This window comes from Gillisia sp. Hel_I_29 (assembly GCF_000744275.1).
Taxonomy (GTDB): domain Bacteria; phylum Bacteroidota; class Bacteroidia; order Flavobacteriales; family Flavobacteriaceae; genus Gillisia.
Map to the genome: position 1 here is coordinate 640,755 of NZ_JQLP01000001.1, position 16,685 is coordinate 657,439.

The 16,685-nt window shown below is 35.5% G+C and carries 8 protein-coding genes; all 8 read left to right on the forward strand.

Annotated elements, in window-relative coordinates:
- Positions 1 to 189 precede the first annotated feature (189 nt).
- The 8 genes from P163_RS02975 to P163_RS03010 all read left to right on the forward strand — a co-directional run bounded on the left by P163_RS02975 (position 190) and on the right by P163_RS03010 (position 16,674).
- The gene (locus tag P163_RS02975; RefSeq protein ID WP_034887454.1) at positions 190 to 2,973 is read left to right on the forward strand and encodes a triple tyrosine motif-containing protein; all 2,784 of its coding nucleotides are present in this window, start codon (positions 190 to 192) and stop codon (positions 2,971 to 2,973) included.
- Between the two features lie 241 nt (positions 2,974 to 3,214).
- On the forward strand, positions 3,215 to 6,241 hold the full coding sequence (locus P163_RS02980; RefSeq protein ID WP_034887457.1) for a SusC/RagA family TonB-linked outer membrane protein: 3,027 nt from the start codon (positions 3,215 to 3,217) through the stop codon (positions 6,239 to 6,241).
- Between the two features lie 12 nt (positions 6,242 to 6,253).
- On the forward strand, positions 6,254 to 7,717 hold the full coding sequence (locus tag P163_RS02985; RefSeq protein WP_034887459.1) for a RagB/SusD family nutrient uptake outer membrane protein: 1,464 nt from the start codon (positions 6,254 to 6,256) through the stop codon (positions 7,715 to 7,717).
- 20 nt (positions 7,718 to 7,737) lie between these two features.
- Complete coding sequence (locus P163_RS17710) at positions 7,738 to 10,443, forward strand: PKD domain-containing protein (RefSeq protein ID WP_051931055.1); 2,706 nt, start codon at positions 7,738 to 7,740, stop codon at positions 10,441 to 10,443.
- A gap of 10 nt (positions 10,444 to 10,453) precedes the next feature.
- Positions 10,454 to 12,100 carry a family 16 glycosylhydrolase gene (locus P163_RS02995; protein WP_034887772.1) on the forward strand — a complete coding sequence of 549 codons (1,647 nt, stop codon included), beginning with the start codon at positions 10,454 to 10,456 and terminating at the stop codon, positions 12,098 to 12,100.
- 66 nt (positions 12,101 to 12,166) lie between these two features.
- Complete coding sequence (gene bglX, locus P163_RS03000; RefSeq protein WP_034887461.1) at positions 12,167 to 14,443, forward strand: beta-glucosidase BglX; 2,277 nt, start codon at positions 12,167 to 12,169, stop codon at positions 14,441 to 14,443.
- An 8-nt stretch (positions 14,444 to 14,451) separates the two neighbouring features.
- On the forward strand, positions 14,452 to 15,219 hold the full coding sequence (locus P163_RS03005) for a family 16 glycosylhydrolase (RefSeq protein ID WP_034887463.1): 768 nt from the start codon (positions 14,452 to 14,454) through the stop codon (positions 15,217 to 15,219).
- Between the two features lie 51 nt (positions 15,220 to 15,270).
- A complete protein-coding gene (locus P163_RS03010; protein WP_034887465.1) occupies positions 15,271 to 16,674 on the forward strand; it encodes a sugar porter family MFS transporter in 1,404 nt (467 codons plus the stop codon).
- Positions 16,675 to 16,685 lie beyond the last annotated feature (11 nt).

Consider the following 16,685-nt stretch of genomic DNA (forward strand, 5'->3'; position numbering starts at 1 on the left):
CATAGAGGGGTTCAAGTTTCAAAAAATAAATTATTTTTTTACAAATTTTAACCAACTATAACATTTTGTAAATGGAATCTATTCTAGAAAATTGATATTTATAGGTTTATGCATTAAATTTTGTATTATGAAAATGATGTTTTAAAGCTGTTTCCGGAAATAAAATTAAATTAGCTCAAAATTCTACTATTGAAATTTCTTATAAATTTATTCTTTCTTCTTGGTATTACTCTTGGCTATTCTCAGGAGCTGCCGCCAGTAATTAATTTTGATCCTAATCAATACAATGCTGGGAATCAAAATTGGATGATCTCTCAGGGGACGAACAAGAATTTGTATGTAGCCAATGGCACCGGACTTTTGGAATACAATGGTGAGCAATGGAACTTATACCCGGTTCCAAATAATACTATTATAAGGTCTGTAAAAGCGGTAGGAGAAAAGATTTTTACCGGAGCTTATATGGAAGCAGGGTATTGGGTGAAGAATGAATTTGGAACTTTAAATTATACCAGCTTAAATAGTAAATTTCCTAAGCCTTTACATGATGGTGAGCAGTTTTGGCATATAGAAAATTTAGGAGAAATGGTGATATTTCAGAGTTTTGAAGGCCTGTATCTTTATGATCCTGTTTCGGATAATGTGAGTAGAATAGATACTAAGGGAGAGCAGCCAATTACCAACCTTTTTAAGGTAAATGATCAAATCTATTTTCAACGTGCAGACCTGGGACTTTTTACAATTAAGAATGGAACACCACAATTGCTAATTTCTGGTGAGGTGTTGGAAGGAACAGAATTAATGCAACTATTTTGGAGTGAGAATAAATTACAGCTTATTGGTCGTGCCGGAGGATTTTATAATTGGGATGGAAATGATTTAATACCGTCTCAACAAAATCTCACAGTTAAGATTCAAGGGGTAAGTATCTATTCAGCTATAGATCTTTTAGATGATACTATGGTAATAGGAACTGTAGAGAATGGGATATATCATATAGATAAGAATGGAGAAATACTAAGTCACTTTAATCAAACCAATGGTTTGCTAAATAATACGGTCTTAAGTTTGTTTCTGGATAATGAAAAGAATATCTGGGCGGGCTTAGATAATGGTTTAAGTATTATTAATCTTAATTCCCCATTTGGCCTATTTCAAGATAAAAATGGGAAGATTGGCTCTGTATATACCTCGTATGTCTATAATGATTATTTGTATCTAGGAACAAATCAGGGTTTGTATTGTAAACGCATTAATGAAGAAGAATTTAAGCTAATTCCTGAAACAAATGGACAGGTTTGGAGCTTACAAATTGTAGATAGCACCTTATTTTGTGGACATAATAATGGTACGTATGCAGTAAACGAAAATATTGCGTCTCTTGTTTCTGATAGGTCTGGTACCTGGACAGTAAAGAAGTTGAAGGGTTTTTCTAACGTTTTTATTCAGGGACATTATAACGGTATCAGTTTTATTAAAAAGAATGAAAATGGATTTGAAGATATTCCAATGCTCAAAAATTTTCCTCATTCATCCAAATTCATTGTCCCAGAAGATGATGGGAGTATTTGGATCGGGAATGAGCATAAAGGAGTGTTTAGAATTTCAATTTCTGAAGACCTACGTGATATTACCGACTCTAAAAATTATAGATTTGAAGGTACATCGGGTATAACTTCTAGCATTTTTAAGTTCAATGATAGATTGTATTATGCCACTACCAAAGATATTTTCCAGTATATGCCTACTTCAGATGAATTCTCGAAGGATAATAGATTGGCAGAAGTTCTAAAAAAGGTAAATAGAATTTCAGGGAATATAGTTAATGAGGGAAGCGATAAGATCTGGGGATTTTCTGATAATTCTGTTTTCTATGTAAGTTTATCTCCTCTCAATTCTAAGTATAACTATAAAGCTATCTACCTTCCTAACGATCTTAGAAATGTAACTAAGGGCCATGAAAATATTACAAGATTTAATCAAGACACATATCTGCTAGGGACGGCAAATGGATACCTTACTTTTAATGAATCTGCAATTTCTGCAGAACTTTATGAAGTGCAAATAGATAGAATAATTAAGTCCACTCTAAATAATAATTCAGAATTGGTGAGTCTTAAAGGAGGAGATGCATTTCATTATAAATCTAACAATATCAATATTGACTATAGTATACCGGAATTTAAAAAATTTAATTTTCCTCTTTATAGTTATCGGTTAATTGGATTGAGTCCAACCTGGAGTGTATGGTCTAAATCTGCACGAATTAATTTCAATAATCTACCTCATGGTCACTATGAATTTCAAGTAAGAGGAAAGATAGGTGATACCGTTACCGAAATTGCTATATATAATTTTGTAATAGCTCGCCCGTGGTATTTAAGCTATGTAGCTCTTGCTGTATATGTATTGCTATTTTTGTTTATTATTTATTTGGTGAATAGTGCATATAATAAACATCATCAAAAGATTAATGAAGAAAACAAAAAGGCCTTGAAAATGCAGAATTTAGAGGCAGAGCAAAAGATCGTTAAGCTGCAGAATGAACAGCTTGAAAAAGAGATGGCAAGTAAGAATAAAGAATTAGCTGTTTCTACTATGAGTCTTATCAAGAAGAATGAATTCTTAAATAGCATAAAAGATCAATTAAAAGAATCAGACTCTTCCAAGGTAAGATCTGTGATAAAGACAATTGATAAGGATATCAGTGAGGCAGACAATTGGAATTATTTTAAAGAAGCTTTCAATAATGCAGATAAAGATTTTTTTAAGAAGATGAAATTCTTTCATCCAGACCTCACTTCTAATGATCTAAAATTATGCGCGTATTTAAGATTAAATCTATCTTCGAAAGAGATCGCTCCACTTCTCAATATTTCAGTAAAAAGTGTGGAAATTAAACGATATCGTTTGCGTAAAAAAATGGATTTACCGCGAGAAACGAACTTAGTGGAATACATTCTAGCCATTTAGACCTTTACTAAAGTCTAAAATAACTCTACATTACCTCTACAATACCTATAATTTGATATAGTACATATGTTTATGTAATCATTTATTAATTAAACATTTGTACATTTTACTCCTTGTTTTATAGGGTTTTAGTGTTTCACTACATAATTTATTTTCAATGTATGCCTTTTGTAAAGGTGGAATTGTTAGTGCCTTAACATTCTATTAATATATTGCTAGTGCAATTTTAACAAATAATCTAATGAAGAGATTTACATGCTTAGTAATTGTCCTTTTTGGGGGAATTTTTTCTATGTGCGCGCAATCGTTTTCGGTTCAGGGAAATGTCACAGATGAAAATAATTTACCACTATTAGGGGTCAATGTATTAGTGAAAAATGAAACTAGGGGAACTACCACAGATTTTGATGGTAATTATTCTATCGATAACATATCATCTGGAGATGTGTTACAATTTACGTATGTGGGTTTTATTTCTAAAGAGATCACCATAACAAATCAAAAATCTTTAGATGTAACCTTGCAATCAGACTCTGAAGCTTTAGCCGAAGTAGTAGTTATTGGTTATGGTACACAAAAGAGAAAGGATATTACGGGAGCGGTTTCTGTTGTTTCGGCAAAAACTATAGACGAATTAAATCCTATTAAATTAGAGCAAGCTTTACAAGGAACTGCAGCTGGGGTAAATGTTACTCCATCTTCTGGAGCTCCTGGAGCAGGAATCAACATTAACATTAGAGGTGTTGCCTCTAATAGTGAGAATGGTCCACTTGTATTAATAGATGGGTATCAAGGCAGTTTAGAAACCTTAAATCCAAATGATGTAGAATCTATTTCTATTCTAAAAGATGCGCAAGCTGCAATTTATGGTATTGCCGGAGCAAACGGGGTGGTATTGATCACTACCAAAGGAGGGAAGAAAGATACAGCACCTACTATACAATATGATACATATATTGGGATGCAACAGACCTCGAGAAAAATTCCTGTATTAAATGCTACAGAATATGCAGTGCTAATAAATGAAAGCTATGCAAATAATGGACAAGCATTGCCTTTTCCAGATGTAAGTGGACTGGGTACAGGAACAGATTTCCAAGACGAAGTGTTTGATACCTCTCCAATTATCAATCATAACTTAACATTATCTGGAGGATCAGAAAAAGTGACTTACTCTGTAGGTGGTTCTCATCTTTATCAAGAAGGTATTATTGGAGCTGCTAAATCTGATTTCAGAAGAAGTACAGCAAGATTCAATGTAGGTATTGATATTAGCGATCAATTTAAATTTACTGGTAATTCTATCTATACAAGTATTGATAGAAGATCTATTAATGAGAATGGTTTAGGATCTGTCTTATTTAATGCACTAAACTACGCTCCAACTTTCGCAATAGATCAACAAGATACTAATGGGATCTTTGGGAATGAGATCATTAATCCATTATCTCAAATAGAGAATACGTTTAATGATTATAACTTAAATAAGTTTAATGGTTCTTTTAGTTTAGACTATAAGCCATTAGAAGAATTGGTATTTACTTCTAGAATTGGATACACTTTAGCAAATAGTAAATCTAAAACCTTTAACCCTATAATAGATTTCTACGGGCCAAGTAAAGTTTTTAATAATGTAAGAAGTTCTGTAAACCAAAATAGAATTAATGATAACAGTTATACATATGACCTTTTTGGTACGTATGATAAAACTTTCAATGATATGCACCATGTTACTTTAACTGGTGGTATGACGGTTATTCGCGAATGGGGTGACGGTCTTTATGCAACAGGGTATGATGTTCCAAACAACTCTTATGAGTTTGCAGATATTAGCTTAACCACCGGTACTAACGATGGTTTAAATAACTCTGCATATAAATATGATATTAGAAAATTATCATTCTTTGGAAGGCTTCAATATGATTTTGAAGGTAAATATCTTGTTTCTGGAATGCTAAGAAGAGATGCTTCCACTAGATTTAGTGAAGAGAATAGAGTTGGATACTTCCCATCGGCAACTGCAGGATGGATATTATCTGAAGAAGATTTTTTAAAGAATTCAAATACAGTAAGTTTCTTAAAGTTTAGAGCTAGTTACGGAATTCTAGGAAATGATGAAGCTGGAGGTGCAGAATTTTACAGATCCTTACTTAATGGAGAGGCTACTTATGTATTAGATGGAAATCTAGTTAATGGAACCGCACTAGGAAGATTAGCAAATCCGGGTGCTGGATGGGAAGAAGCAGAAAAGACCAACTTTGGTGTAGATCTAAGAATGTTTAAAAGCAAATTAGATATTACTGCAGATATCTTTAGAGAAGATAGAAATGATCTACTTGTTCAGGGAATACCAGTTTCAGGAATATTTGGAGGTGGAGCGCCGGGAGCCGGAGCGCCTACAATTAATGCAGGTACTACCAGAAACGAAGGTGTAGAATTTTCTTTTAAATATTCAGATATTATTGGAGATGACTTTAGCTACAGCGTAAGTTATAACACCACATTTTTAAAGAACGAAGTTACAGAGGTTAATGGAACTGAATTTATTGCCGGTGGTAATTTTGGAGTAGGACAGCCGCAACCAGCTAGATTCCAGGAAGGTTTTCCAATTGGATATTTCTATGGATATAAAACAAATGGAATCTTCCAAACTCAGGCAGATGTAGATAATGCACCTTCGCAGGTAGCGTTAGGAGCTGCAGCAGCGCCGGGAGATCTAAGATACGTAGATATTAATGGAGATGGAGTTATCAATACAGATGATCGTACCGAAATTGGAGATCCAATTCCTACGGCTACCATGGGGCTTAATATCAACTTAAACTATAAGAATTTTGATTTTACTGCATATACCTATGCTTCTCTAGGGAATGATATGATAAGAAACTATGCAAGAAATCAACCTAATGTGAATAGACACGCCTTATATCTAGACAGATGGACAGGTGCTGGTACTAGTAATGATGTTCCTAGATTAACTACAGGAGCCACTTCAAACATTGCATTTTCAGAATTCTATGTAGAGGATGCTTCGTATGCTAGAATTCAAAATGTACAATTAGGATATTCTTTACCTGGAGAAATGCTTTCCAATGTTGGTATCAACAGATTAAGAATATATGCTTCAGTAAACAACCTATATACCTTTACAAAATATAAAGGTTTTGATCCTGCTGCATCTACAGGTGAAGCTATTGGAGGAGGTATAGATTACGGATTCTATCCGGTGCCAAGAATTTTTATTGCCGGATTAAATCTTAACTTTTAAAAACATCGCATAATGAAGATAAATAGTTCAAAATTTAAAGCTATTCTATTGTTACTCTTACTCTCATTGGGTTATGGATGTAGCGAAGAGTATTTAAAGGATACGCAAGAATATAATATTAGTTCTGAAAATTATTTCAACTCAGAAGAAGATTATTACAATGCGTTGATTGGGGTTTATGATATCCTGCAATCTACTTATGTAAACGTTCTTCTAGGTGAGATCGCCTCAGATAATACGGTAAGTGGTGGAGAAAGCGCTACAGATGTTATAGGGTTTCAACAAGTAGATGCAATGTCTCATACTCCGGTAAATGATAATTTGGATGATGTTTGGGATTGGAACTTTGCGGGAGTACAACGCGCAAATTACATTCTAGAATTTAAAGACAAGACCGAGTTTGAAGGTAAATCTAAGATAATTGCAGAAGCAAGATTTTTAAGAGCTTACTTCACTTTTGAACTGGTAAAATGGTTTGGCCCTCTTCCTCTTAAGGGAGATACTCGATTTGTTTTAGGAGATGAAAAAAGCATCCCTAGATCTCCAGTATCAGAAGTATACGCTCAAATAGAGTCTGACCTTCAATTTGCTGTAGACAATTTAGATTATAATGCTCCACAAGTTGGTAGAGCTACTAAAGGAGCTGCTTTAGCTTTACTAGGAAAAGCTTACTTATATCAAGAAAAATTTGCGCCAGCAGCAAGCGCTTTAACTCAGGTTATAGATAATGGTCCTTATTCATTATCAAATTTTAATACCCTTTTTGAGCAGGCTGGTGAGAATAATGAAGAATCTGTTTTTGAAGTTCAATATACAGGAGAAGAGGGAGCAGGTTTTGAGTGTCTTCAGTGTAGTGAAGGTAACGTAGCAGTAGGTTTTCAAGGGATTAGAAATTATGCCGGTCCTTTATTTGAGCCAGGCTATAGTTTCAATCTACCTACTCAAGAAGCTTATGATATTTTCTCAGATGCAGATATTAGAAAAGATCTTTCCATATTAGATATTGATGCTTGGGCTGCAGAAACAGGAGCAACATTTGCTGAAGGCTACAAGCATACAGGATTCTATAACAGGAAATATCTTCCACGCGAGAATGATAATGCTGGAGATGCAAACTTAACTCAGCCAAACAATTACAGATCTATTAGATATGCAGATGTATTATTAATGGCTGCAGAAGCTTTAAATCGTGGTGGTATAGATGATGGAAAAGCTAGTATGTACTTAAATGAAGTTAGAGAAAGAGCAAATCTAGAACCAGTAACTGTAACAGGAAGCAGCCTTACAGATATTATCTATTCTGAAAGAAGAAAAGAATTGGTAGGAGAAGGTCATAGATTCTTTGATCTTGTAAGAACTGGAAAAGCGGCGCAAGCTATAAATGGATTTACTTCCGGGAAGAACGAAATATTCCCGATTCCATTAGAAGAAATAGAATTTTCACAAGGTAACTGGGAGCAAAATCCAGGATATTAATAATTATAAACAAAGTAAAAATGAAATATATTAAACACCTATTAGTATTATTTTTAGTAAGTATTGTAACGGTATCCTGTGATGACGAGGAAGTATCCTACGCGTTAGATGACTTATCTGCACCTACAGACGTAAATGCGAAATTTGATATCTCTCAAGACGAAAAAGGTTTAGTTACTGTTATGCCAACGGCAAACGGTGCTACGCAATTTGAGGTTTATTTTGGAGATGAAACTGACGAAACTCCTACCATCCTTAATCCGGGTGAAACAGCAACTCATACGTATGCAGAAGGAGAATTTAATTTAAGAATTGTTGCTATTGGTCTTACCGGTTTAAAAAGTGAATTGGTAAGAGTGGTGACAATCTCTATGGATGCTCCAGAAAATCTTAACGTAGATGTTGCAATCTCAGGAACCAATCCTTATGAAGTGATGGTTACACCTACCGCAACCAATGCTACCGTGTACGATGTTTACTTTGGAGATATGGAAGATGAAGAGCCTACAACTATTATGAATGGAGAAACTGCAACTCATATCTATGCAGAAGTAGGAGATTATACCGTAAGAGTTGTTGCTAGAGGTGCCGGAGCAGCTACCTTAGAATACACAGAAGAAATCTCAATTACTGGTGCTTCTAATGCAATGAAATTCCCTATAACTTTTGATGATGCAACTGTTAACTATGAATTTGTAACATTTGATGGAGCATCGTTTGAAGTGGTTACTAATCCAGATCTTTCTGGAGCAAATACAGCTGAAACTAAAGTTGGCGCTATTACAAACAGTGGTGTAGCATATGAAGGTGGATCTTTCGAATTGGGAACACCGGTAGATTTTAGTGGAGATGATAAGACAATTACAATAAAATTCTGGTCTCAGAAAGAAGTCTCTGTATTAATGAAGTTTGAAGGTGGTGTTAATGATGAGCGCCAAAATGAAGTAGTAGCAACACATGGTGGAACAGGATGGGAAGTAATGACATTCAATTTTGCAACTAGTGCTACAAAAAGTTATATAGATGGGAATCAAGGTGTAGGTGAAGCATTTGTTCCTACAGGACAATATTCTATCCTAACATTATTTGTTGATGGTGGAGGAACAATGGATGGTACTTTCTACATAGATGATATTATGAAAGCTGCTGTAGATAATGGAGATCCTTTGAAATTACCTTTGAATTTTGATGGAGATTTAGCATATGCAGCTGCAACTACTGGTACTACTTTTGAAGTTGTAACCAACCCAAATCAATCTGGAATTAATAATAGCGATACTAAAGTTGGTAAAGTAACCAATAATGGAGAGCAATACGAAGCTCTTACAGTGCAGCTTGATGAAGCTATGGACTTTTCTAGTGCAAGTAAAACTATTACTATGAAAGTTTATTCTATGACCGCTTATCCTGTATTATTTAAATTAGAGGCTGGTGTTAATGGAGAAAGAGCTAATGAAGTGGAAGTAAATCATGGTGGAACTGGTTGGGAAGAGCTAACTTTTGACTTTGCAACTAATGCTAGAAAGAGTTTTGTAAATGGAGATGGTGAGAACGGAGCACCTTTTGTTCCAACAGGAAAATATGACTCTTTCTCTATCTTCTTAGACTTTGCAGGAACAACTGCTGGAGATTTTTATATAGATGATATTGAGTTGAATGGAAATGGAAATGGTGGAACAGACGGAGGTGAAACTTCTAAAGAACCAACAACAGCCGCTCCAACACCTTCTGCAGCATCTGCTAATGTAAGATCTATTTTTAGTGACGCTTATGGAGATCCTTCAGCTGTTAATTATTATCCAGACTGGGGACAGTCTACACAATATGAAATGGTAACTCCGGGAGGAAACGCTGCTATTAAATATAGTGATGTTAACTACCAAGGGATAGACCTTGGTGAAGAAATAGATGTAACAGGTTTTGATAAAGTTCATATAGATGTATGGTCTGGAGATTATACTTCTATAGATTTTTACTTGATCAGTAAAGCTTCTGGAGAACAAAAAGTTGCTTTAAATGTAGCACCAAATAAGTGGAATAGTTTAGAGATATCTTTAAAAGACTTCACAGATCAGAACCTTAGCCTAAACGATATTTTCCAATTTAAATTTGACGTTCAGCCAGAAGTTGGAGGTACCTTTTTTATAGACAATCTATATTTTTCTAAATCTGGAACTACAACAGGAGGTGGAACAGATAACGGAGGAGAAACTCCTAGTGGTACAGCTCCTTACAGCCCAATTAATTTTGAAGCTGGTGGTTACGGTGCAAATTTCACTTGGAACGTATTTGAAAATGCAGGAAATCCTGCATTAGAGATCGTAGATAATCCAAGTAAGACCGGAATTAATACATCTTCAAAAGTGGCTAAATTTACCGCCTTGAAAGATGGCCAGCCTTATGCGGGTGTAGAGTCTAAAAGAAATGCAGATCTAGGAGATTTTAAATTTGATGCTTCTAATAAGATCGTAAAGGTGATGGTTTACAAAACTACTATTAGTAATGTAGGTCTTAAATTTTCTGAAGCAAATGGAGAAGCTCAACTAGAGATCTTGGTTCCAAATACTAAGATAAATGAATGGGAAGAACTAACCTTTGATCTCTCAGGAAGTATTGGTGCTGGTGTTACAGGAGTGATCACCCAAATAATTATCTTCCCTGATTTTCAAGATAGAGATGCAGATAATGTAGTTTATTTTGACAACATCACTTTTGGAAGTAACTAAAAATATAAAGATGAAAAAGTTTAAGAATATATTATTTTTTCTTTTTGCGATCGGTTTGACGGTAAGCTGTCAGGATGACGATTATAAATTAGGAAAAGTTACCGTACCTTCTAATCTAGTAATAGATTTTGAGGTTGTAGGGCAATCTGCAGATATGCCATATGGTGATGGTAGTGGAACAGTTAATTTCACCGCTTCTGCAGACGATGCAATGACGTATAAATACGTGTTTGGAGATGGGTTTACATTAGTTTCTCCAAGCGGAACAGCCTCACATAGCTTCAATAAGAACGGTGTTAATGATTATACAGTTCAAGTTATAGCAACAGGAGCCGGAGGAGTTCCTTCAAATAAAATGACAACTGTTACTGTTTTTAGTGACTTTAGTGATCCTGAAACGGCACAATTATTATCTGGGGGAGATTCTAAAACCTGGTATGTGGCAGCATCACAGCCTGGACATTTAGGAGTTGGTCCATCTTCAGGAGATGGGTTTGCATCACCAATCTATTACGCTGCACCGCCATTTGACAAAGCGGGAGAAAGCACTTCTTGTTTCTATACAGATGAGTTAACTTTTAGTTTAAATGGAGAGGATCTAGTTTACGATTATAATAACAATGGAGCTACTTTCTTTAACGCTTCTTATGCTGCAGATTTTGGTGGTTCTGGCGGAGATGATGCTTGTTTAGCATTTGATGGTTCAGGAACTAAAAATGTTTCATTATCCCCTTCAACTTCTGGTCTTCCAGCAGATCAAACTAGTGGTACTGTTATTAATATAGCAGACGGTGGATTTATGAGTTATTACATAGGTGCAAGTTCTTACGAGATTTTATCTATTACAGAAACTACCTTATATGTGAGAGCTATTATGGGTAACGATCCTGGATTAGCTTGGTATTTAAAATTTACTACTACTCTTGGTGATGCTCCTGAAGAAGAAGAATTTGAATCTCAATTTCAGGATTTATCCTGGTCTGATGAGTTCGATGGAGATGCATTAGATACTAACAATTGGAACTATGATATAGGAAATGGTGACAATGGTTGGGGAAATGGAGAAGCTCAATATTATACAGATTCTGAAGAAAATGTAAAAGTTGCAGATGGTAATCTTATAATCACTGCTAAAAGAGAATCTACAAGTGGATTTAACTTTACTTCAGCGAGAATCACTACAAATAATAAACAAGAATTCACTTATGGTAGAGTTTCTGTACGCGCAAAACTTACTTCTGGAGGTGGAACATGGCCTGCAATTTGGATGCTTGGCGCAGACTTTCCAGAGCAATCATGGCCTGGAGTTGGAGAAATGGATATAATGGAATATGTTGGGAATACCCCTGGTAGAGTTTCATCTGCACTGCACCTGCCTGGTAATTCGGGAGGTAATGCTATTGTAGGAGATGTTACAGGAGTTAATGATGCTACTTCAGAATTTCATATCTATGAAGTAGAGTGGACAGCAGATAAGATCACTTTCCTTTTAGACGGAGTTCCGCATCTAGAATTTGATAATGATACTTCTACGCCATTTCAGGACGATTTCTATCTTTTGCTAAATGTAGCTATGGGTGGTAGCCTTGGAGGAGCAATAGATCCTGCTTTCCAAGAATCTTCTATGGAGATAGATTACGTTAGAATTTATAAGTAATTACAATTTTTTTAGCCAACAATCTCGGGGAAATTTAGGTTTCCCTCGGGATTTTATTTTATACAAATGAGAAACTTTAGCTTACTTACCCTATGTCTTTTATGCGGTGGAATTTCATTATTTGCTCAAAATTCTAAAATCCAAAGTTCCGTTAAGAATGTAGAAACCAAAGTAGATTCTGTTCTTGCAATGATGACCTTAGAAGAAAAAGTAGGTCAGCTGGTTCAATATAACGGAAGTTGGGATCTTACCGGACCCGCTTCAGAACTTGATGGTAAACAAAAAGAGAGCAATCTTAAAAAAGGTCTTGTAGGATCTATGCTGAATGTGCTATCTGTAGATGCTACCAGAGAAGCCCAAAAAATGATAATGGAAAATTCTAGAATGAAAATTCCATTGATATTTGGATATGATGTAATTCATGGATATAAAACCATTTTTCCTGTGCCTCTTGGGGAAACAGCGAGTTGGGATCTTGAAGCCATGGAGAAAACAGCAAGAATTTCTGCTATAGAATCTGTAGCAAATGGAATAAACTGGACCTTTTCCCCTATGATTGATATATCCCGAGATGCAAGATGGGGTAGAATTATGGAAAGCTCGGGAGAAGATACCTACCTAACAGGTCAGGTTGCTATTGCAAAAGTTAAGGGATATCAAGGAGATGATCTTGCTGATCAATTAACCATTGCGGCTACAGCAAAACATTTTGCCGGTTACGGATTGGCAGAAGCAGGTAGAGATTATAACACTGTTAATATTGGAGAAAACGTACTTCATAACGTTGTCTTACCGCCATTTAAGGATGCTGCAGATGCCGGAGTAGCAACTTTTATGAATTCTTTTAATGAAATTGATGGAATTCCTTCTACCGGAAACAAAACCCTACAAAGAGACATCTTAAAAGGTGCTTGGAACTGGGACGGATTTATGGTTTCAGATTGGGGTTCTATTCCAGAGATGATAAACCACGGGGTAGCAAAAGATAAAAAACAAGCTGCAGAAATAGCTATTAACGCCGGAAGTGATATGGATATGGAAGGCGGAGCTTATGAAACTAGTCTTGTAGCTTTGGTAAATGAAGGTAAAGTAGATATTGCCAACATAAACGATGCTGTAAAAAGAGTGCTTCGTGTAAAATTTATGATGGGGTTATTTGAAGATCCATATAGATATTCAGACCCTAATGTGGCTAAGAATATTTCTTATAAAGAGCATGAGGCAGTGGCTCGAGATGCCGCTAAAAAGTCTATAGTACTTCTTAAAAATGAGTCTTCTTTGCTTCCTATAAAATCTTCAGTAAGATCTATTGCTGTAATTGGGCCTTTAGCAGATGATAAGGACAGTCCTATTGGAAATTGGAGAGCTCAAGGAGAAGCCAATTCTGCAGTATCAGTATTAGAAGGTATAAAAAGTGCAGCGGGTAAAAACGTTAAGATCAATTACGCCCAGGGAACTACATTGGGTGTTGGTGAACGCAGTTTTTTAATGCCTTTAGAGATCAATAAAACAGATCGATCTGGTTTTAGCAAAGCTATAGAAATGGCTAAGAAGTCTGAAATGGTGGTTATGGTTCTAGGTGAAGATGCTTTTCAAAGTGGAGAAGGTAGAAGTCAGGCTAGTATCAAATTGGCCGGTCTTCAGCAAGAATTACTGGAAGAGGTTTTTAAGGTAAACAAAAATATCGCTTTAGTACTTCTAAATGGTCGCCCATTAGAAATTACGTGGTCTGCAGAGAATGTTCCATCTATTGTTGAGGCTTGGTTCTTAGGGACAGAAAGTGGGAATGCTATTGCAGATGTTCTTTTCGGAACGTATAACCCTTCAGGTAAATTGCCGGTATCTTTTCCAAGATCTGTAGGGCAGGAGCCGTTGTATTACAATCAAAAGAATACAGGGAGACCTTCAAATGCAGAACATGTAACTTATTCTCATTATACAGATGTTGCTAAAGATGCTTTATATCCATTTGGTTTTGGGTTAAGCTATACCACTTTTAAATATGGAGATATAGCAATATCTTCTGAGGCTATGAATGCCGAAGAGACTCTTACTGTAACTATTCCTGTAACTAATATAGGGAAAGTAGCAGGTAAGGAAGTGGTACAACTTTATCTTCACGATCTTGTGGGAACAACAACTAGACCTGTTAAGGAGTTAAAAGGGTTTGAAATGATCTCTCTACAACCGGGGGAAACTAAAAATGTTTCTTTTACTATTACAGAAAAGATGCTACAATATTACACTGCTAACAAGAAATGGGAATCTGAAGTAGGAGATTTTGATGTAATGATAGGAGGAAATTCCAAAGACTTGAAAAAAATCACCTTTAGTTTGAATTAATTAGATCTATGAAAAATTTCAAAATTTCCAGCATTGCAATATTGCTTATTGCAGCTAGCTCGCTTACTTCATGCTCTAAAGTTATATTTAAAGATACTTTTAATAAGGATCAGTTAAATATGGATAATTGGAGTTATGAAGAGGGAGATGGTTGCCCGGATCTTTGTGGTTGGGGTAATGCAGAACGCCAGATCTATAGCAGAGATTTTGTTGAATTGGAAGATGGAAAATTAGTGATCACCGCTGTTAAAGATGGGGATAAGTATTATTCCGGAAAGATCAATACAAAAGATAAGGTTGAATTTAAATATGGAAATATTGAAATTCGAGCTAAAGTAGCCACGGGTCAGGGAATCTGGCCAGCTTTATGGATGTTGGGGGCAGATATTTCTGAAGTTGGATGGCCCGCTTCTGGAGAAATAGATCTTATGGAATATGTAGGGAAAGAGCCTCATACGCTTTACACCTCGTTGCATACTCCTGCAAGCCATGGAGAAACTATAAATTCAAAGAAAACCACTCTAAGAGATATAGAGGAAGGATATCATATTTATAGAACAGAATGGACAGAAGATCACATTAGTTTCTCTGTAGATGGAAACTTAGTTTATACTTTTACGCCAGAAAATTATGATGAGAATGAATATCCTTTTCGTAAACCTTTCTATTTTTTAATAAATTTGGCAGTAGGTGGAAATTTTGGAGGTCCAGAGGTGGATGATGCTATTTTTCCTGCTAAATTTTATGTAGACTATATCAAAGTCACCAAATTGTAAAAGTTTTTAAACATATTAATGTAGATTTATCCCTTCTTCAAAATTACTTTCATGAAAAATAAAACTTACCTTATTCTAATAACCATTGTATCTGCTCTAGGTGGATTACTTTTTGGATATGATACCGGTGTAATAAACGGATCTCAATATTTTTTCAGTCAGTATTTCGATCTCGATGCCGGAATGAAAGGATGGGTTGTTGGAAGTGCTTTATTAGGGTGTTTTGTTGGAGCCATTGTAGCAGGGCCTCTAAGTAAGGGAATAGGAAGAAAATATTCTCTTATTATCTCCTCTATATTATTCTCATTATCTGCTTGGGGTTCTGGACTGCCAGAATTCTTGCCGCAGTCTGTTTCATTATTAGTGGTCTTTAGAATTATTGGTGGATTAGGAATTGGTATTGCATCAATGAATGCGCCAACTTATATTGCAGAGATAGCACCAGCAAAGATTAGAGGTACTTTAGTGAGTTATTATCAATTAGCCATTGTAGTTGGTTTCTTTGTAGTATTCTTAGTTACCTATATGATAGGGCAAAACGCTACGGTAGAAGAAAATATTCAAACAGGTTGGAGATGGATGTTCTGGTCTGAACTTATACCAAGCATGTTATTCCTAGTTCTTTTATTCTTCGTTCCTAAAAGTCCACGTTGGCTTGCAATGAAAGGTTTAAAGGAGAATGCAGTAAGCGTACTTACGAGAATTCACGGTGCAGAAGCAGCGAATATTGAATTTGGTGAAATAGAAAGATCTTTACAGAAAGACAAGAGTAAAGTTAAACTTAGCCTTTTTGCTAAAGGAGTTTTCTCTATAATAGTAATAGGAACTATTTTATCTGTACTTCAACAATTTACAGGAATAAATGCAGTGCTATATTATGGTGCAGATATTTTTGAACAGGCATTAGGTTTTGGTAAGGAAGATGTTTTAAAGCAGCAGGTATTATTAGCTGCGATTAATTTGGTGTTCACATTTGTTGCTATGGCAACAGTAGATAAATTTGGTAGAAAGCCGCTTATATTTATTGGTTCTTTTGGGATGTTAGCAGGGTTCTTATTACTTGGAGGAACTTTAATGACGGGGTCTGTTGGGATTTTATCCTTAATTGGAGTGCTATTATTCATTGCTTCTTTCGCAATGTCTATGGGGCCTGTAGTATGGGTAATTCTTTCTGAAATGTTCCCGAATAATATTCGTAGTGCAGCAATGTCTATAGCAGTTGCAGCGCAATGGGCGGCGAATTATGTAGTAACTCAGGCATTCCCGATGGTTGCCGAAAGCGAAGTGAACAATAATGCGTATTGGAATGGATCTTTACCTTACTTTATCTTCTCGGCATTTATTCTGGGGATAATTATCTTCACTTACAAATTCATTCCTGAAACTAAAGGGAAATCTTTGGAGGAATTAGAAAATATGTGGGATATTCCAGAAGAAGTTAAACATACGTCTTAATAAAAAATTAT

Bases quoted from the DNA above. Each gene is read 5' to 3' on its own strand.
- P163_RS02985 (WP_034887459.1), top strand. From the start codon at position 6,254: ATGAAGATAAATAGTTCAAAATTTAAAGCTATTCTATTGTTACTCTTA.
- P163_RS03005 (WP_034887463.1), top strand. From the start codon at position 14,452: ATGAAAAATTTCAAAATTTCCAGCATTGCAATATTGCTTATTGCAGCT.
- bglX (WP_034887461.1), top strand. From the start codon at position 12,167: ATGAGAAACTTTAGCTTACTTACCCTATGTCTTTTATGCGGTGGAATT.
- P163_RS02995 (WP_034887772.1), top strand. From the start codon at position 10,454: ATGAAAAAGTTTAAGAATATATTATTTTTTCTTTTTGCGATCGGTTTG.
- P163_RS02980 (WP_034887457.1), top strand. From the start codon at position 3,215: ATGAAGAGATTTACATGCTTAGTAATTGTCCTTTTTGGGGGAATTTTT.
- P163_RS03010 (WP_034887465.1), top strand. From the start codon at position 15,271: ATGAAAAATAAAACTTACCTTATTCTAATAACCATTGTATCTGCTCTA.
- P163_RS17710 (WP_051931055.1), top strand. From the start codon at position 7,738: ATGAAATATATTAAACACCTATTAGTATTATTTTTAGTAAGTATTGTA.